Annotated in this window: 15 protein-coding genes; 7 read left to right on the forward strand and 8 right to left on the reverse strand. The window is 43.9% G+C overall.

The annotated features are described in order from the left end of the window. Window position 1: 1 nt before the first annotated feature. Complete coding sequence (locus AB4263_RS06030) at window positions 2-1,549, forward strand: SulP family inorganic anion transporter (RefSeq protein ID WP_017063477.1); 1,548 nt, start codon at window positions 2-4, stop codon at window positions 1,547-1,549. 114 nt (window positions 1,550-1,663) lie between these two features. Here AB4263_RS06030 and AB4263_RS06035 read toward each other — a convergent pair whose 3' ends face one another. Next, entirely contained in the window at window positions 1,664-2,113 is a 450-nt protein-coding gene (locus tag AB4263_RS06035) for a low molecular weight protein-tyrosine-phosphatase (RefSeq protein WP_017067202.1), read from the reverse strand. A gap of 84 nt (window positions 2,114-2,197) precedes the next feature. Here AB4263_RS06035 and cobO point away from each other — a divergent pair, with 84 nt between their 5' ends. Further along, window positions 2,198-2,803: a cob(I)yrinic acid a,c-diamide adenosyltransferase gene (gene cobO, locus AB4263_RS06040; protein ID WP_017062158.1), complete on the forward strand. Its 606-nt coding sequence runs from the start codon at window positions 2,198-2,200 to the stop codon at window positions 2,801-2,803. Window positions 2,804-3,026: 223 nt separating this feature from the next. Here the strand turns inward: cobO and AB4263_RS06045 are convergent, their stop codons facing one another. From AB4263_RS06045 to apbC, 3 genes are all read right to left on the reverse strand, one after another. Beyond that, entirely contained in the window at window positions 3,027-5,165 is a 2,139-nt protein-coding gene (locus tag AB4263_RS06045; RefSeq protein WP_372097875.1) for an AsmA family protein, read from the reverse strand. A gap of 106 nt (window positions 5,166-5,271) precedes the next feature. Continuing rightward, on the reverse strand, window positions 5,272-5,913 hold the full coding sequence (gene udk / locus AB4263_RS06050) for a uridine kinase (protein WP_004734002.1): 642 nt from the start codon (window positions 5,911-5,913) through the stop codon (window positions 5,272-5,274). A gap of 276 nt (window positions 5,914-6,189) precedes the next feature. Beyond that, a complete protein-coding gene (apbC, locus tag AB4263_RS06055; protein ID WP_017063474.1) occupies window positions 6,190-7,266 on the reverse strand; it encodes an iron-sulfur cluster carrier protein ApbC in 1,077 nt (358 codons plus the stop codon). A gap of 157 nt (window positions 7,267-7,423) precedes the next feature. On the opposite strand from apbC, the gene metG reads away from it, so the two are divergent. Both metG and AB4263_RS06065 read left to right on the forward strand, forming a co-directional pair. After that, window positions 7,424-9,484 carry a methionine--tRNA ligase gene (gene metG, locus AB4263_RS06060; RefSeq protein ID WP_017062160.1) on the forward strand — a complete coding sequence of 687 codons (2,061 nt, stop codon included), beginning with the start codon at window positions 7,424-7,426 and terminating at the stop codon, window positions 9,482-9,484. A 221-nt stretch (window positions 9,485-9,705) separates the two neighbouring features. Next, complete coding sequence (locus AB4263_RS06065; protein WP_016783812.1) at window positions 9,706-10,185, forward strand: DUF1456 family protein; 480 nt, start codon at window positions 9,706-9,708, stop codon at window positions 10,183-10,185. 194 nt (window positions 10,186-10,379) lie between these two features. On the opposite strand, the gene fadR is transcribed toward AB4263_RS06065, so the two are convergent. Further along, entirely contained in the window at window positions 10,380-11,219 is an 840-nt protein-coding gene (fadR, locus tag AB4263_RS06070; protein WP_372097877.1) for a fatty acid metabolism transcriptional regulator FadR, read from the reverse strand. A 640-nt stretch (window positions 11,220-11,859) separates the two neighbouring features. Between fadR and nhaB the strand changes: the two genes are divergently transcribed. Beyond that, on the forward strand, window positions 11,860-13,452 hold the full coding sequence (gene nhaB / locus AB4263_RS06075; RefSeq protein ID WP_372097879.1) for a Na(+)/H(+) antiporter NhaB: 1,593 nt from the start codon (window positions 11,860-11,862) through the stop codon (window positions 13,450-13,452). A 147-nt stretch (window positions 13,453-13,599) separates the two neighbouring features. Continuing rightward, a complete protein-coding gene (dsbB, locus tag AB4263_RS06080) occupies window positions 13,600-14,115 on the forward strand; it encodes a disulfide bond formation protein DsbB (protein ID WP_372097895.1) in 516 nt (171 codons plus the stop codon). A 121-nt stretch (window positions 14,116-14,236) separates the two neighbouring features. Here the strand turns inward: dsbB and AB4263_RS06085 are convergent, their stop codons facing one another. Then, complete coding sequence (locus AB4263_RS06085; protein ID WP_017062164.1) at window positions 14,237-14,857, reverse strand: YecA family protein; 621 nt, start codon at window positions 14,855-14,857, stop codon at window positions 14,237-14,239. A gap of 175 nt (window positions 14,858-15,032) precedes the next feature. Between AB4263_RS06085 and dusC the strand changes: the two genes are divergently transcribed. Then, window positions 15,033-15,989 carry a tRNA dihydrouridine(16) synthase DusC gene (dusC, locus tag AB4263_RS06090; RefSeq protein ID WP_017069187.1) on the forward strand — a complete coding sequence of 319 codons (957 nt, stop codon included), beginning with the start codon at window positions 15,033-15,035 and terminating at the stop codon, window positions 15,987-15,989. A gap of 138 nt (window positions 15,990-16,127) precedes the next feature. Here dusC and AB4263_RS06095 read toward each other — a convergent pair whose 3' ends face one another. Further along, window positions 16,128-17,594, reverse strand: coding sequence for a sensor domain-containing diguanylate cyclase (locus AB4263_RS06095; RefSeq protein ID WP_136981693.1), 1,467 nt, complete (start codon window positions 17,592-17,594; stop codon window positions 16,128-16,130). Window positions 17,595-17,845: 251 nt separating this feature from the next. Next, entirely contained in the window at window positions 17,846-18,811 is a 966-nt protein-coding gene (locus AB4263_RS06100) for an ABC transporter substrate-binding protein (RefSeq protein WP_017062167.1), read from the reverse strand. Between the last annotated feature and the right edge of the window lie 195 nt (window positions 18,812-19,006).

Genomic DNA, 19,006 nt, shown 5'->3' on the forward strand with positions numbered 1-19,006 from the left:
CATGTTCGAATTCCCACAATTTTCAAAGCACTCTGTAAAGAATGACGTGCTTTCAGGTCTTACAGTAGCCCTGGCTCTGGTACCTGAAGCTGTAGCATTCGCCTTTGTTGCTGGCGTTGACCCAATGGTTGGTCTTTATGCAGCATTCATCGTAGGTTTAATCACTTCTGTCTTTGGCGGCCGTCCAGGTATGATTTCTGGCGCAACCGGTGCAATGGCCGTTGTAATGGTGAGCCTAGTGGCAACCCATGGTGTTCAATACCTATTCGCAGCCGTTATGCTGGCTGGCCTTCTGCAAATTGCAGCAGGTGTATTTAAACTAGGTAAATTTATCCGTATCGTTCCACACCCAGTAATGATTGGTTTCGTGAACGGCTTGGCCATTGTTATCTTCCTAGCTCAACTTGGTCAATTTAAAGCGCCAGACGTAACAGGTGCGTTGACTTGGTTACCAAGCGGTCAAATGACACTAATGCTAGGTCTAGTAGCCCTTACAATGGCTATCATCCACTTCCTACCTAAGCTAACAACAGCAGTACCATCTTCATTAGTTGCTATTGTTACAGTAACGGCTTTGGTTGTGGGTCTTGACCTTGAAACTCGAACTGTTGTCGACTTCCTACGTACAATGTCTGGTGACGAAGCTGCAACGCTAGCGGGTTCTCTACCAACGTTCTCTATTCCTGCTGTTCCGTTTTCTTTTGAGACACTACAGATCATCCTACCGTACGCAATTATCCTTGCGGCTATCGGCCTGATCGAGTCTCTACTGACACTGACAGTACTAGATGAAATGACAAACACTCGTGGTCAATCTAACCGTGAATGTGTTGGTCAAGGTATGGCTAACGTAACGTGTTCTGTATTCGGTGCGATGGGTGGTTGTGCGATGATCGGTCAATCGATGATCAACGTAAACTCAGGTGGTCGTGGTCGTCTTTCAGGTATCGTCGCCGCAGTTGCACTACTGATGTTCATCCTGTTCGGTTCTGCACTGATTGAAATGATTCCTCTAGCAGCACTTGTGGGCGTAATGTTCATGGTTGTTATCGGCACATTTGAATGGGCAACCTTCAAGCTTGCGCGTCGCGTTCCTAAACAAGACTTCTTCGTTATCGTTCTTGTTACCGTAGTAACAGTACTGACTGATCTTGCTGTGGCAGTAGGTGTTGGTGTTGTCGCTTCTGCGCTAATGTTTGCTTGGCAACATGCTAAACACATCTACGCAGATACATCAGTAAACGCTGAAGGCTCAAAAGAGTACAAAGTTAACGGCCCAATCTTCTTTGGTTCAACGGCTAACTTCCTAGAGTTGTTTGACGCATACAACGATCCACAAGATGTAATCGTTGATTTCGCAAACTCACGCGTGACTGACCACTCTGCAATTGAAGCGATCGACACGATTGCTGACCGTTACGCGGCGCTAGGTAAAACACTTCACCTTCGCCACCTAAGCCAAGACTGTGTTGCTATGCTGCACAAAGCAGGTAGCTTAGTTGAAGCGAACGTTGCAGAAGACCCAATCTACAAAGTAATGTCTAAGTAATCTTAGCTGTAGCTTTAAGTTAGATTTAGAGACGCCGACATTCAATGTCGGCCTTTTTTATACCTATCGGTCAGCCCTTACGCTGATAACAAAACGACGTACATTGTTCCTACACTACATCGAACGCAGTATCGCTTCGCTAGACTCTTCGATTAAATCCAACACCAATTCAAAACCATTTCCCTCACCATAATACGGATCGGGGATCTCTTGATATTGTGACTCTCCAAAACTCAAAAATAATGCGAGCTTGTATTGGAGGTGAACTGGGCATTGACTCATTAAGTCGTCTAAATTCGCCCTATCGGCCGCGAGTATCAGGTCAAATTCTTCGAAGTCATTATCTACCACTTTACGAGAAGTAATCCCCTTAAAGCTGTAGCCTCGCTTCTCTCCTGCAGATTTGGATCGCGAGTCTGGCGGGTTGCCTTGATGAAAACCAATCGTCCCCGCAGAGTCGACCACAACATCAATATCCAGCTGTTGCGCTTTCTTCCTTAGCACCGCTTCACCTGTTGGCGAGCGGCAAATATTCCCCATACAAACTACGAGTATCTTTTTCATCCCTAATCACCTGTTCTTCCGATGGTTTTTGCTATCGTTAAGTTAGGCTATGATAGACGCAATCACAACTTAAAAGGATTTGTTATGTCGACTGAAGACAACAAAGAACAACGCCACAAAGCAAGACAACAGAAAGTAAAAGAACAAGTCGATGCACGTGTCGCTGCAGCACAAGAAGTAAAAGGCCTATTGCTGGTCATCACGGGTAACGGTAAAGGTAAATCAACATCCGGTTTTGGTACGATTACACGTGCAGTTGGTCATGGTAAGAAATGCGCCGTTGCTCAGTTTGTTAAAGGTACCTGGGATAACGGCGAAAAAAACGTTCTGCAAAAGCTTGATGTCGAGTTCCAAGTCATGGGCACAGGCTTTACTTGGGAAACTCAGAACAAAGCGCAAGATATTGAAGCTGCGCAGCGTGTATGGAAAGAGTGCCAACGCATGCTGGCTGATGAGTCGATCGATGTGATTCTGTTTGATGAACTGACTTACATGGTTAGCTACGGTTACATCGAACTCGATGAAGTGGTTGAGGCGTTGAATAACCGCCCGAAGATGCAGTCTGTCATCATTACAGGTCGTGGCGCGCACCGTACTCTTACTGAGATAGCAGATACAGTATCTGAAGTTCGCAATGTGAAACACGCTTTTGAATCTGGTGTTAAAGCGCTACAAGGCGTTGACTGGTAATCACCTTCAACCAGAGATCCCCGACTCGGTCATTCTTCCCTCTCGAGGATGACGACCACTAGGCCGTTACGCTCTTGAACAAAGGACGACGGCCTATCGTCATTCCCTAGAGCGAGGGACGAGTGTCATAGGGAATCTCTCTTGAGTATTATCGAGCCAAAAATAAAAAGCGCCATTCCTACAACAGGAGTGGCGCTTTGTTCATTTTTAAATGAGATGAAGACTAGTTAAACAAACCTTTTAGTAGACCGTTTACTGCGTCTCTTGTTTTCTCATCTTTGATCTTGTCACCGTACTTTTCGTCTAACTTTTCTAAACCACGATCAATTTCTTTCTGTGCTTTCTGTTTCAATACATCATCAAAAACAAGTGCAAATTTCGGGGCTGCCCACTGACCTGTTACCTTAATTGGGATAGTCACATCTTTCAGGTCGTCGATGCTCTTACCGCCCTGACCTTCAAGTGAACCCACAATTGATGTACGCACAAGGAAGTCGACCGTTTCATTGATGAAGTTTGCTTTACCTTGACCTGTCACACGTAACAGTGGCGACTGTGCTGATAAGTCGTTAGTTGAAACCCAACCTTTATCCACTTTCAGCGTCGCTTTCATTGCACTGAAGTCCGTTTTTTGAGCTTCATTTGTGCTTTCAACTTTCTCGCCCTTGATCTTAGCGTAGTTTTCTCGAATCAGTTGAGCTACGTTGATGCCGTTAACTGCACCATCTTCAAAGTTAATCGCGATAGTACCGACTAGGTTTTTCTTGATACCCGTCGGAGTTAGACTCTTACCTTTCACGTTGACATCAATATTACCGGTACCTTCCAGCATATCGTTATCTGCAACATCAACCAGTAACGGTTGTACTTTCACGCCTTTGATTTTCTTCTTAGCCGTGTAAGTCGCTGGTGTTTTACGAGCGTCTAACTTTGCAGTAGCAGAAATAGAACCTTGGTAAAGATTCGAGGTGAATGAGGTTAGCTCTGCGATACCACGGTTAACCGAAAATGCGGTTTTAACATTCTGCATCTTCGCGTTGTTCGCCTTGAACTTATCAATCGTGATGTCACCTTTCACGTCTAACGTTTTCAGAGCCGACAGATCAGGTTCCACTTCTTTAGCTGGTTCTGAACTACCAGAACTTGACGTTGAACCACCAGCAGAACCAGAAGGCGCTGTGCTCGCTGTTTCTGTTGTATTGCCTAAGCCTAAGAATTCATCTAAATCAATATTCGGGCTATGAAGAGAGAAACGAACCTTTGGTATTTCAGATAGGATTACGTCTGCTTTACCGTCTAATGCAATAGCGTTAGCTTGTAGCTTCTCTAACACAAAGCTCAGGTGGCTCTTGTTAAGATCGAAGCTTAAGTCAGACAGCATGTCGACTTTCATTGGAGACTGAGGAAGCGTGTCGCCTTTGAATGTTGAGTCTAACGTTAACTTGTTCAGCGTTACTTTTGAAATCGCGCTATCAACAGTAAGTTCACCGCCACCTTTAAGATCAAGGTCAAGGCCAGCTGCATTACCGATTACAGCGTAAGTCAGTTGGTTTACCTTATCGAACTCAAACGTATTCAAGCCAATTTTTGCTGACTCAATCGACGTCGCTGGATCATTGAACTTAGCGTTTAAGTCGATATTACGAAGTGCGTAACTTGCAAAGCCTTCAGCTAATTTGAATTCTGCACTGCCTTGTGCAGAGAACTTCTGTTGATTGTTCTCACCAGAAGCCGCAAATGTCGCGGTTGTCCATGTATCAACGGCAAACTCAGAAAGATTCAAAGACACATCGTATAGCTTAGTGAATGAACCCGCTTGCTTGTCGTCCATTTCAAACAATGCGTTTGATACAGTTACGCCTGCAAGGTTGATCGTCCAACCCGATGCGTCTGTGGTAGTTTGCTCTTGAGGGGCAGGCGCTGATTCAGAACTTGTGCCTGCTGCAGGCTCAGATTCTTGAGGCGCTGACGCTTGCGTTAGTGCATCAATGTTCTTGCGACCATCTTTAAGCGTTTCTAAATAGAATTCTGCACCATCTAGAGTAATGTTGCCGATCTCTAGTTGGTTGCTAAATAGCGGAGTAACCGAAACGTCAACGCCAACGGTATCAACCTTAAATAGGTTAGGTTGCGTAAAACCTTCAGGGTTGCGTAATTCAGTTTGACCAAGTTCAAAGCCAATGGATGGGAAGAATTGCCAGCTGATATCACCCTCGATCACTAGCTCTAGGCCTGTGTGTTTTTGGGCTTGTTCGACAATTAATGGCTTAAATTGGTTGGGATTCACTAACAGCACTAGTGCCAGAATTGCTGCAACGACAACAAACACTGGTACAGCTATGAAAATGAGTAGTTTCTTCATCCGCATATTCCTTGCTTAGATTCCAAAAGAAAGTGGCACTATAAAAGTGCCACTGATTCGGTAAAAAATAAAGCTAAGTGAGTCACTTAGGCAAAATTTTATTCGATTAAGACTTCAACAACTTCGCAATGTGCGCTTTTAGCACATCAATCGCAATACGGTTTTTACCACCACGAGGAACGATGATGTCTGCATGTTGTTTTGAAGGCTCGATAAACTGCATGAACATTGGACGTACTGTTTCTTGGTATTGCTTAAGTACAGTGTCCATTGTACGACCACGCTCTTCTACATCACGCTTAACACGGCGTAATAGACAGATGTCTAATGGTGTATCCATAAACACACTTGCGTGCATTAGTTTACGAAGACGCGGGTCTGTTAGAAGCAGAATACCCTCTAAAATGATCACTTTCTTTGGAGTAAGTGTAGTCGTTTCAGAAGTACGTGTGTGCTCTGTGTAGCTGTATTCAGGAACTTCTACGGCGTTGCCACTCATTAGCTGCTGTAGATGTTCACATAAAAGATCATGATCTAGTGCATTTGGGTGATCGTAGTTAGTTTTAACACGCTCTTCCATACTCAAGTGGCTTTGGTCGCTGTAATAGCAATCTTCCGTGATAACACCAATTTGATGGTCGCCTACTTTTTCGCGCAATTCATTATAAATTGTACTAGCAATCAGACTTTTTCCTGAAGCTGAAGCGCCAGCGATACCTACGATGACACATTGATTATTATCAGACATTAATTTTGCACCCGATATGGTTTGGTGGTGGGAAGAGATAAACCGCCTGATTATAGGGGCTAAAGCACATAGATTCTAGTCGCCATTTTAGCTAATTGCAGTCAAATTGATGATATCAATGCATTTAATGAATGCAATCGTTTGCTTTCAAATAACTTGCCTACAACTATTTGCACAAGCCCAATGGATATTGACTTAAATCCACCGCTGTTTATCTAATCCAAACTATATTTAAACGACTTTGTGATTAACTTGCGCTATTCAACCATAGATTCGTTATTCAACCATAGAGAAGTTAATCGCTTCTGGTCTCGCCTTGCCGGTCCAGAACATCTTCGCAGCCACATTCTCTGCAAGCTCTAAGTAGTGACGTGTATGTTCACTATCTGGACGACGAATCACCGTCGGGCAACCTGCATCGATATCTTCTCGCACATCAATATGAAGAGGGATCTGTGCCAAAATATCGAGGTAAAACTCTTCTGACATAGCTTCGGCACCACCAACACCAAAGATATGCTCTTTCTCACCACAGTGACTACAAATATGATAGCTCATGTTTTCAACTAAGCCTGCGACTGGCACACTCACCTTATCAAACATCGCTACGCCTTTACGTGCATCCGCTAGCGCCAAATCTTGAGGAGTGGTCACCACTACAGCCCCGGTCACTGGGATCTGTTGCGATAACGTCAGCTGAATATCGCCCGTGCCCGGTGGCATATCAATAACTAGATAATCCAACTCTGGCCATACGGTTTCGTTAACAAGCTGACCTAAAGCCTTGGCCGCCATTGGACCGCGCCAAATCGCAGCGTCATCTTTCGACACAAGATAACCGATAGAGTGAGTGAAAATACCGTGCGCTTCGATTGGCATCATCCACTTGTTATTCTGGACTTCTGGTTTCGCATCTAATTGGCCAAGCATCATAGGTACAGAAGGACCATAGATATCCGCATCCAACAAACCCACTTTTGAACCAGACTTAGATAAAGCCAAAGCAAGGTTGACTGAAGTGGTCGATTTACCCACCCCACCCTTTGCAGATGTCACGGCGATGATGTTCTTCACCCCCTTCAATGGTGTCGCAACCGTGGTTTCTAACGCAGACGGCTTCACCTTCACTTCAAACTGAAAAGCGCTAACAAGCTGTTGTTCAATCTGAGAGTGAATCCACTGTTCCAATTCAACCGCAAGCTGATTAGCGGCAAAAGGTAAGGTGATAACAAATGATCCACGCGGATCAACCGATACAATATTTTGGTGTAGCGCCCACTCTGGGATGAGGATTGGTGACTCGAACTCATTCAACCATGAACAGAAATCTTGCTTAGAAGTAAAGTTACGCATTGGGACTCCTTTTTTTATTTATGCTATCACCCACGAGATGAAGACTGAACCCCTAAAAAACTAGGGGAATCCTTAGTCTGATACCTTGGCGTATCACACGTTATAAAGTAGTATTACCTCTCAAATTTATACCTATCAAAAAAGCGAATTATTAAGTATGGCAACTGATCCAAGACAACTTTTGGTAACTTGTGCGCTTCCGTACGCTAACGGCTCTATTCACCTTGGCCATATGCTTGAGCATATCCAAGCTGATATCTGGGTTCGATACCAGCGTCTACGTGGCAACACTGTAAACTTCATCTGTGCTGACGATGCTCACGGCACGCCAATTATGCTTAAAGCTCAACAGATGGGTATCACGCCAGAAGAGATGATCGCTGCTGTTAGTGAAGAGCACCAAAAAGACTTCGCTGGCTTTGATATCAGCTTTGATAACTACCACAGCACACACAGCGAAGAGAACCGTGAACTGGCTTCTCACATCTACTTAGAACTTAAAAAGAACGGCTTCATTTCTAGCCGCACTATTTCTCAGCTTTTCGATCCTGAGAAAGAGATGTTCCTACCAGACCGCTTCGTAAAAGGTACTTGCCCTAAGTGTAAGTCAGAAGACCAGTATGGTGATAACTGTGATAACTGTGGTGAGACATACAGCCCAACTGAGCTAATTAACCCTAAATCAGCGGTTTCTGGCGCAACTCCAGTAATGAAAGACTCTGAGCACTTCTTCTTCGACCTACCTCAGTTCGAAAGCATGCTTAAAGAGTGGACTCGTTCTGGCTCTCTACAGAATGAAACTGCAAACAAAATGCAGGAATGGTTTGAGTCTGGTCTGCAACAGTGGGATATCTCACGTGATGCACCTTACTTCGGCTTTGAAATCCCAGGCGAAAAAGACAAGTTCTTCTACGTATGGCTAGACGCACCTGTTGGCTACATGGCTTCTTTCAAGAACCTATGTGACAAACGTGACGATCTAAACTTCGATGAATACTGGAAGAAAGACAGCACAACTGAGCTTTACCACTTCATCGGTAAAGACATTGTTTACTTCCACAGCCTATTCTGGCCAGCAATGCTAGACGGCGCAGGTTTCCGTAAGCCAAACAACGTATTCGTACACGGCTACGTAACAGTGAACGGTGCGAAGATGTCTAAGTCGAAAGGCACATTCATCAAAGCAAGCACGTACCTAAACCACCTAGACCCTGAGTGTCTACGTTACTACTACGCTGCGAAACTAAACAGCCGCATCGATGACTTAGATCTTAACCTTGAAGACTTCACTCAACGTGTAAACGCTGACGTAGTAAACAAGATTGTTAACCTAGCTTCTCGTAACGCTGGCTTCATTACTAAGCGTTTTGAAGGCAAGCTAGCTGCTGAATTTGCAGAGCCTGAGCTATACAACGAATTCGTTGCTGCTGCTGAGCGTATCGGTGAGCTATACGAAACTCGTGAATTCAGCCGTGCTATCCGTGAAATCACTGCACTAGCGGATAAAGCTAACCAGTACATCGACGAAAAAGCACCTTGGGTTCTTGCTAAAGAAGAAGGCAAAGAAGCTGAGCTTCAGCAAGTTTCTTCTGTAGGTATTAACCTATTCCGCGTACTGATGGCTTACCTGAAACCAGTGATGCCAGAGCTTGCAGCTCGCACTGAAGCTTTCCTAAACGAAGAGCTAACGTGGGAAGCGATTGCTACTCCGCTAACTGATCACGAGATCACTAAGTTCAAAGCGCTATTCAACCGCATTGACCCTAAGAAAGTGGAAGCAATGGTTGAGTCTTCTAAAGAAGATGCAGCCGCTGAAGCAGCAGCGAAAGAAAAAGCAGAAGCTGAAAAAGAGCAAGCAAGCCAAACTGAGCTAGACAAAGAGCCAATCGCAGACGAGATTGAGTTCGATGCCTTTGCAGCAGTAGACATGCGTATCGCTCGTATCATCTCTTGTGAAGAAGTACCAAAAGCGAACAAACTACTGAAGTTCCAACTAGACATCGGTGGTGAGACTCGCCAAGTATTCTCTGGTATCAAATCAGCATACAAACCTGAAGAGCTAGAAGGCAAGCTAACTGTAATGGTAGCAAACCTAAAACCTCGTAAGATGAAGTTTGGTATGTCTGAAGGCATGATCCTAGCAGCGGGCCCTGGCGGCAGCGACCTATGGATCCTTGAGCCACACGAAGGTGCTCAACCTGGTATGCGTGTAATGTAATTCTGACTCCAGTCAGATAACAAGCACCCATCACTAAATCCCTAATGCATTTTTGACTTGAAAGAGTTAATCAGCATTGGGGATTTTTTATATCTACCGAAAATTAGCGTTCTCTGTTAGAGTCGCCGTCAACTATGCTATGTAGAGTAGAAATTGGTTCGTCGACAAAAATAGGCTAAACCAACACCTCTTTACTCTAAAACCCTTTTTAGGAATCCCCAGTGACTAACAACGAAATCTTGCGTCGTATTCAACACGCACTAAACCTTAAAAATGCACAAATCATCAAAGCTATCGAACAAGCTGATGTGACTGTTGCTCATGACCAAGTGATTAACTGGCTAAAAGATGACAACGACAAGTCATGCTCTAAGATGAAAGATAAAGAGTTAGCGGTATTCCTAAATGGTTTCATCAACCTTAAGCGTGGCAAAAAAGAAGGCGAGCAACCTAAACCTGAAGTTGCACTGACGAACAACATGATCTTCATGAAGCTTCGTATCGCATTGAACATGAAAGCAGAAGATGTTTTGGACGTACTAGAAGTGGTTGGCATTAGCTTGAGCAAGTACGAAATCGGCGCTTACTTCCGCAAGCCAGAAAACAAAAACTACAAAGTGTGTGAAGACCAACTACTTTGCGATTTTCTAAATGGTGTGCAATTTACCAACCGTCCAGACTCAGAAGAATTTACGGGTTAAGTTACTACTCCTAGATAAATTTTAAGTTGCTACACATAGATAAATTACTCGTCATAGGTAAGTAACTGACCCACTGATAATTTTCTAGTAACGACAGATAAATAAAAAGCGGCGAGATAATTGAATTATCTCGCCGCTTTTTCGTTTTCTTTACGTCACTGACTAAACAGGAACAACAATAGTAAACCTATGGCTTAGCTGTCGTCTTCAGTGAAGTTCGTCGGCAATGTCGTTTTCATTTCATTCCAAACTTGTGCACTTGCGATACCGTAGTTACGAATCACTAATGGCAAAGTTTCGCGCTCGCCACTTTCACAGATAATGAACAACTCTTTATAAAAGTCCATCGCTAAACGTCGTGCTTCTGGGTTAGAGAAGTAGTAGCTACCGATACGGTCATAAAATTTACGCACACCGTTAAAGATCAGGCCGTAAATCTGGTTGCCTGAGTGGAATGCCAAACGTTGGAAAAGCATGTAATCATAGAAGTTGAAAGTCTTCGCGATTAAGATCGTCTGACGTTTCGCTTCATCTTTTTCTGAATCTTCTTTTACCGCTTGTTTGATCTTGTCAGCGTATGGCGACGATTCTAGGAACTCATCCCAAGTTGGTGCCGCAAGTAGCGCTTCACAAGATTCAATCACGTTACTGATAGTACGCTCTGAAGCTTCTTTGTTTGCTTTGAATGCATAACGCATAAAGATCGGGCTGATATTAGTACGAGCAGCAAGCAGGTCTTCTACCATTTTGCTTGCGTTATCAACGTCCAACGTCATTAGCGTATCAAGGATATGAAGACCTGAGGTTTCCATAAACTGGTTAACTTTAGTTGGTTTGCCATGTTGGATTGTCAACCAACCATCACGAGCAAGACGTTGTAGTACTTCACGAAGCGTAGTACGTGTAACACCAATCAGCTCAGAAAGCTCACGCTCTGCGGGCAAGATAGAACCTGGAGGGAAACGGCCATTCCAAATACTTTCAATGATATACTTCTCTGCAAATCCTGCCGGGCTCTTCGCCTTAATGACCATCTACACTTCAATCCAATTTAATTATTCTGTTCTAATTTACTCATCATACCACTAGTTCACACCTAGCGGAAACACCCTCAAAAATTTTACTCACCCTAAACACCGTTAGAGTTATAACTCTAAAGTTCAGCACACGTTTGCACCTCAGGTTTGTAAAGCAAGCGACTCTAAACCACCATTTAAACAAACCGTTAACACAACAATTTTTCTTTAAAATCAATGGGATTGGTCATATTTTTAAAGCGATTAATTTGCAATATTAAGTTGTAATAATCATATATAAGCCGTCGTTATTCTGTAACTTTCAATCATTTCGCTGAAATATTGATTCTAGTCGGTTTTTATCACATTTTAAGTGGTATGCTTGCGCTACTTTGATCGCGTTTCTCAACAAAAAAGAGGTATTTTTAGGGCTACAGGGCTTTTCCTGTTGACTAAATGTTATCTAAGAGTAAAGTTGCGCTCAAAAATAAGCAGTGCTTGAGTTTCTAAGGGAGTGACTTGGCAAGACCACAGAACATTACATGGAATGTAGTTTTTCTAAGTCACTGTTAGTTATAGTTTTTAACAATTTCTATAACTCGATTCTCAAAATGTTGTATTGCTTGTCTATTCATAATCAACATAAAAGAGTATTAACATGCCGATGTCTCTCGGAAACGCTTTTATCAAGAACTTCCTTGGTAAAGCTCCTGATTGGTATAAACTTGCCATCATTTCCTTTTTAATCATCAACCCGTTTGTTTTCTTCCTAGTTGACCCATTTGTTGCGGGCTGGCTGTTGGTGGTTGAGTTTATTTTCACTCTAGCTATGGCTCTAAAGTGCTACCCTCTTCAACCGGGTGGCTTATTGGCAATTCAAGCCGTCGCCATTGGCATGACCAAACCAGAAATGGTTTATCACGAGCTACAAGCAAACCTTCCAGTATTACTCTTACTTGTATTCATGGTTGCTGGTATCTACTTCATGAAAGAACTACTTCTGTTCATTTTCACGAAGATCTTGCTTGGCATCCAATCTAAAATTTTACTCTCCGTTGCCTTCTGTGTTGCTGCCGCTTTCTTATCAGCATTCCTAGATGCACTAACAGTAATCGCCGTAGTTATTAGCGTTGCGGTCGGCTTCTACTCTATCTACCACAAAGTTGCATCGGGCAAAGGCACAACATCTGCGCACGATCATACTCATGATGAAGAGATCTCTGAGCTAACTCGTGATGACCTAGAAAACTACCGTGCTTTCCTACGCTCACTACTTATGCACGCCGGTGTTGGTACTGCACTGGGTGGCGTAATGACCATGGTAGGTGAACCACAAAACTTAGTAATTGCTAAGCAAGCGGGTTGGGAGTTCGGTGAATTTATCATCCGTATGCTGCCAGTAACACTGCCTGTTTTCTTCTGCGGTATTCTAACTTGCACACTTGTCGAAAAATTCAAAGTGTTTGGTTACGGTGCAGAACTGCCAACGAATGTTCGCCAAATCTTAGTTGAGTTTGACAACAAAGAACGTGCAAACCGTACAAAGCAAGACGTAGCAAAACTATGGGTTCAGAGTGCAATCGCAGTTTGGCTGATTGTTGGCCTTGCGCTTCACGTCGCTGAAGTAGGTTTGATTGGCCTTTCAGTGATCATCTTGGCAACGGCATTTACTGGCGTTATCGAAGAGCACTCAATGGGTAAAGCCTTTGAAGAAGCACTGCCATTTACCGCACTTCTTGCCGTCTTTTTCGCGGTTGTTGCTGTAATCATCGACCAAGCTCTATTTAAGCCAGTAATCGATGCTGTACTTCACGTTGAAGATAAAGGCGCACAGCTCGCACTCTTCTATGTTGCCAACGGTATCTTGTCGATGGTTTCAGATAACGTATTCGTAGGTACGGTTTACATCAACGAAGTGAAAACTGCACTGGTTGAAGGCATTATCACTCGTGACCAGTTTGACCTACTTGCTGTTGCTATCAACACTGGTACTAACCTACCTTCTGTTGCTACACCAAATGGCCAAGCTGCATTCCTATTCCTATTAACATCAGCACTTGCTCCGTTAATTCGATTGTCTTACGGTCGCATGGTTATCATGGCGCTGCCATACACCATCGTATTGGCACTGGTTGGCCTAGCAAGCATTGTGTTCATCGTAGAGCCAATGACAGCATGGTTCTACGATGCTGGTTGGATCATTCAACGCACTGGTGAAGTCGTCGCTCCAGTTATCTCTGGTGGTCACTAAGCTAAACACTGTGTCGCAAACCACAATAACTATAACTAACTAATCAAAAATATTAGTTGATTAGGAAACTTATCCAAGATAAAAAGCTCTGAGTAATCAGGGCTTTTTTATTTTATAGACGGGATTAAATTCGTGAACTTTTTTGCAATGCTTAAAGACTTCTCTAAGGGACGTTTATCTTGGCTTTTACTGCTGGCTTTTATTGTCTTTTTTGAAGCGTGCGCTCTCTTCTTCCAACACGTGATGATGCTTGGTCCTTGCGTGATGTGTATCTATGAGCGCGTTGCTATGCTCGCTATCGGTGTTGCCGCCATGATTGGTGCGATTGCCCCGAATAACCCAATATCACGCTGGTTAGGCCTTGCTAGCTGGGGATTTGGCGCATACAAAGGTTTGATGCTTGCTCTAGAGCACGTCGATTACCAGTTCAATCCGTCCCCTTTCGCAACCTGCGACTTATTCGTAACCTTCCCTAGCTGGGCGCCTTTAAACCAATGGGCTCCGTGGATGTTTGAGGCTTACGGCGATTGCAGCAAGGTTGTGTGGCAGTTCTTCGATCTTTCTATGCCTCAGTGGCTAGTAATTATCTTTGCAGGTAACTTGGTTGCTTTCGGTATTGTGGTTATTTCTCAATTTGTGAAGTCGAAAAAGGACTTGCAGTAAGCCGTTGACACTTGGACAACAAAAAAGTCGACCCAAAGGTCGACTTTTTTATTACTTAAACTTTTGAACATATTAAGAGAGTCTGTTATTCACACAAACTAAGTTGCTCAACAAGCCGTGATTAGCTGCTTTTACCGCAGCATTGTTTAAACTTCTTGCCGCTTTCACAAGGGCAAAGGTCGTTTCGACCAATGTCTTTAAACGGGTTCACGCTCTGGGACTTATTGCCCAACATAGCTTCATCCGCTGCCATTGCCACTTCTGAGATCATCAGATCGACTTGACCCACTAAATCGGCAAGCGATGGTGGGTTAGTAAGCCCTGCAGCGATCATTTGTTGTTGAGTTTGCTCTTCATCAATCGCAAGCATCAAGGTGGTTAAGAGCGCTTGCAACATGCGCAGAGTACCATCCGCGACTGTCACGCTCTGCCACTGCTCTTCCACTGTTGGCCAAACCATCATGAAGCCTTCAGAAAAATCAGCGAACTGTTCGTTAAAGTCACCTTCAGCCAGTACGTCTGTTAATAGGTATTCATTACGCTGAATCAGGTTGTGCTGGCGATTAATCTGTTCTGTTACCGTTGTTACCAGCTCTTTACCCGCTTCAGGCGCAACGATAACCAGCCACTCTTCTGGATCGAGTGGTTTGGTCGCTAAGTTAGAGGCAAGGATTGCACCTTCCATAAACTGCGGAGTAATGTCAGTGATTGATTCTGGTAGGCTTAATAATTGATATGTCATGAAAGCTCTGGATATTGGGCATTTTCGATATTATAACGCCATCCTCCCAAAGATGTCGCTATTAAGAGACGAAACCATCATTAAGACATGCACCACACTCATAGTGACAATTCTGTAAGCACACCGTACAATCACGCCTCGAATTTTTCGGTTCATTCAGTTTTGGTAAAGCAACATGCGCGTAATACTTGGCCCTATGGAGGGCGTTCTAGACCACCTAATGCGTGAAATTCTCACAGAGATTAATGATTACGATCTCTGTGTGACAGAGTTTGTGCGCGTCGTAGATCAACTTCTTCCCCCGCATGTGTTCCACCGTATTTGCCCTGAGCTACATCAAGGCTCTCAGACCATGGCTGGTGTGCCAATCCATCTCCAACTTCTAGGGCAACACCCAAATTGGATGGCCGAGAATGCTTTTCAAGCTGCTAGCTTAGGCGCGAAAGGGATCGATCTTAATTTTGGTTGCCCAGCAAAAGCGGTCAACAAAAGTAATGGTGGCGCTTCATTGCTAAAAGAGCCAGAGCTCATCTATCAAGTGGTGAACGCCTGTCGAGAAGCGGTACCGGCACACATTCCTGTGTCCGCAAAGATTCGATTAGGTTGGGAGCATCCGGAAGAGTGCTTTGAAATCGTCGATGCCATCGAACAAGCCAAAGCTGACGAACTCACCGTGCATGCAAGAACCAAAGTTGGCGGCTATAAAGCCAGCGAAATCAAATGGGACTTCATCAATCAAATAAGAGAAAAAACATCTCTGCCGTTGATTGCTAATGGGGAGATCTGGAACTATCAAGATGGTCAAGATTGCATAGAAGCAACAGGCGTCGATTCATTAATGGTCTGCCGTGGTGCTTTCAATATTCCAAACCTTGGTAACGTCGTTAAGCACAACCACCAGAAAATGCCGTGGGATAAAGTCATTGAACTTTTGCTGCGCTATTCAGAGTTTCAAATTAAAGGGGACAAAGGCATGTACTACCCCAATAGAGTGAAGCAGTGGTTTGTTTATCTAAGTAAAGGCTACCCTGAAGCGAACGAACTGTTTAAAGAAATTCGTACTTTCAAAAAGGCGCCACCGATTGTAGAACGCCTTCAGCGTTATCAAGAAGAACGCCGCCAACCTGTTTAAGATTATGTTTAGGGTTAAATACCCAACGCTACAAACGTGTTTACCGGTGCAAATAAGCTTTGCTTGGTAGACACGTTCGCTCTTCCCTCTTTCATTCTCATTTTCATTTTCATACAAAGCATCGATTCAATAACGTGGTTAAAATTTAAGACGGTCTTTGCCCGTCGTCTTAGCCACGTACAGCTTTTCATCGGCGTACTTAAATATCTCATCGAAGTTAAGTTTACTTTGCTCAGTTTCAACAATGCAGACACCGCCAGACACCGTAAATCCATTTGGAATAATGTCGGCTGAAGTGGAACAAATCGCATTCTTCACTCGCTCTAATGTTCTCATCAAAGTTTCACGATCTTCGCCTTTCATATAAACGACAAACTCTTCACCGCCAAACCGTGCTGCAACGTCACTGCTTCGAATACTGTTGCTGATCTGACGCGACATATAACGAATCACATCATCCCCCTTATCGTGGCCGTAGGTGTCGTTAATTGACTTAAAATCATCAATATCGAAGACGGTTAATGCAAACAGTTGATCGTGCTCTACACTGCGCCAGAACGCTTCTAAGCCACGACGATTCAATAACCCTGTCATAGGGTCTTTGGCTGCGAGATCTTTGAAGTAACCACGTTCAATATTGGAATTGACGTAGAAGAAGATGGTTACTGAGAACAGATACACAATGATGGCAACAATAAGGCTGTCTTTCTCGTAGACGAAAAAGTGCTCAACCTCTTTCGCGATGTCTAATTTGTAATACATCGCATGGTGAGACGAGACACCATCCAGTTTGATCTCGTGATAAAAAGCAGCAGAATCTACCGGAGTCGCTAAAGTGGTATCAATGATATCGATCCGACCTGCAAGATGCTCATTCGAGTTTGCGAGCAGCTTGTCAGCATTAATATCCACCGACAGCATCCCTTGGTGAACGCCTTTATGGAATACAGGGATCGTCATACTGATTATACGGTCAAGGGAATCAAAACGATAACCAGGGCCTGAAAGGGTGAGTTGGTCAGGGTTGTTGGCAGTTTTCTGCCAATAAGGACGACTCTTTATGGTCGAGAGTAACTCTTTGCTCAGCCCTTTGGCAAAACCTTCAGGTGAAGAGATCACATAGCCGCTCGTATCAATAAAGTGCACGCCGGCATGGTATTCATCAAGCTGGGATAAAAATGAAAGAATAGGAGCTAACGCTATTTTTTCTGACGCGCTCTTATAACTATCACTGCTTTCAGAACAAAGAGACTCTTGACCGATTAGCATATAGTCGATATCGACAGAGGGAATGTCTGAGGTTTTACCGTCGGCAAGTAGCAATACATCAATAAGCCAAATTTGGCAAAGACCATCCACAACTTGTTTGTTGTGCTCAAGAAAGAGAGGGCTTCCTGATTTGTAGTAGTTGGAGAAGCTGTAGTCTAAGGCTGTCACCACCTTTGTGGTTCGTTTGAACACCTCTTCAATACGCTGGAATTCACTGCCAATGTCTTTCTTCACCAAATCAAAATGATTCTTTCCTATTAGGCCAAGTAACATTGCGGCGATCACAGCGGGAAACCCGAAGACAAAGGTTAGGCTAAAGTGCCTATTTACTTTCATATAATGTGCTCTTAGCGTTCAGCTATTTTCATTTTCCCCGTTAATATTATTACATTAATCGGCAATTCGCTCGACGTAAAATAATGTAAATTGATATTAACGACACACCTAACGGTCAAATAACCGCTTACAAATGAATAAAATAGAGAAGCGCCAACATATAGAGCAGGTGAGTTTGTTATCTGAGCCCATTTCAATGCTGTTAATAATATGACTTATGGCCTATTAGCTCACCTAACACCAAACTCAATTCACCGGCTAATGACCGCACGCTCAATCACAGATTGAGGCACTGTCACGCCAAGCTCACGAGCAGCATCTAGGTTGACCACCAGCTGAGAACTCTGCGCAGTTTTGACACTCAACTTCCCGGGCTTCTGTCCTTCCAGAATGGCTGCGACATAATCCGCGGTCTGAACCCCAACATCATAATAATCTAGACCTAAACCAGCAATCGCTCCCTTTCCGACATAAGATGTGGCGCCTGCGACGACTGGCGTATCTGCATGGTTAGCCGCTTTGATAAGACCCTCCATGCCGCTTGCAACCGTATTATCGGTCAAGGCATAGATAACATCGGACTTCTTAGCAATGGATTCTGCTTTTGCTTCGACATCGTCAACAGTCAGCGCTTTTTCGGTGTGAAGTGTATAACCGAAATCTCGAGTTGCCTTTCTCAATAACCCAACTAACGCAACGGCATTTGCTTCTGCTGGGTTGTAAACTACACCGATTGAATTAGCTTCAGGGAGCAGTTCTTTGATTAATGACACATGCTGAGTGATCGGAGATAAGTCAGAAAGCCCCGTGACATTACGCCCCGGCTTTTCTAATTGTTTAACGAGCCTAGCGCCGATAGGATCCGTAACCGCGGTAAACACGATAGGAATCGAGCGAGTCGCCGACACTAAGGCTTGTGAAGTCGGTGTCGCGATACCAACAAGTACATGTGGATTTTCACTGACGAGCTCTCTGGCAATCTTGGCTGCCTGAGCCGGGTTACCATTCGCCATTTCATAGGAGAATTCTAAGTTCTTACCGGGTTCATAACCATTGGCTCTCAATCCTTCAAGAAGCCCTAAACGTGTCGCATTCAGATCTGGATGGTCAACAACTTGTGAAACCGACACTTTGGCAACGTTTGCCATTGCATTGCCAGTCCATAGCAACATCAAGCAACTTAAAACCGCTGCCAATACCTTTCTTACAGAACTCATTATCGCTCCCTGAATCAAGCTCTACCCGTCATTACTCGCTCAAAGAGAACAACATCAAAATCACTATTGACATTATTACCAGTAACCATTGATAACTTGAAGTGATATTTAACAAAAATACAACAAGGCTCGAGTTATGTGAGAAAGGTTATATTGACTTCGGAGGAAGGTAAGAAACCAAGTGAATAAGGACAG

It is taken from the genome of Vibrio sp. 10N.261.55.C5 (assembly GCF_041470505.1).
Classification (GTDB): domain Bacteria; phylum Pseudomonadota; class Gammaproteobacteria; order Enterobacterales; family Vibrionaceae; genus Vibrio; species Vibrio crassostreae_C.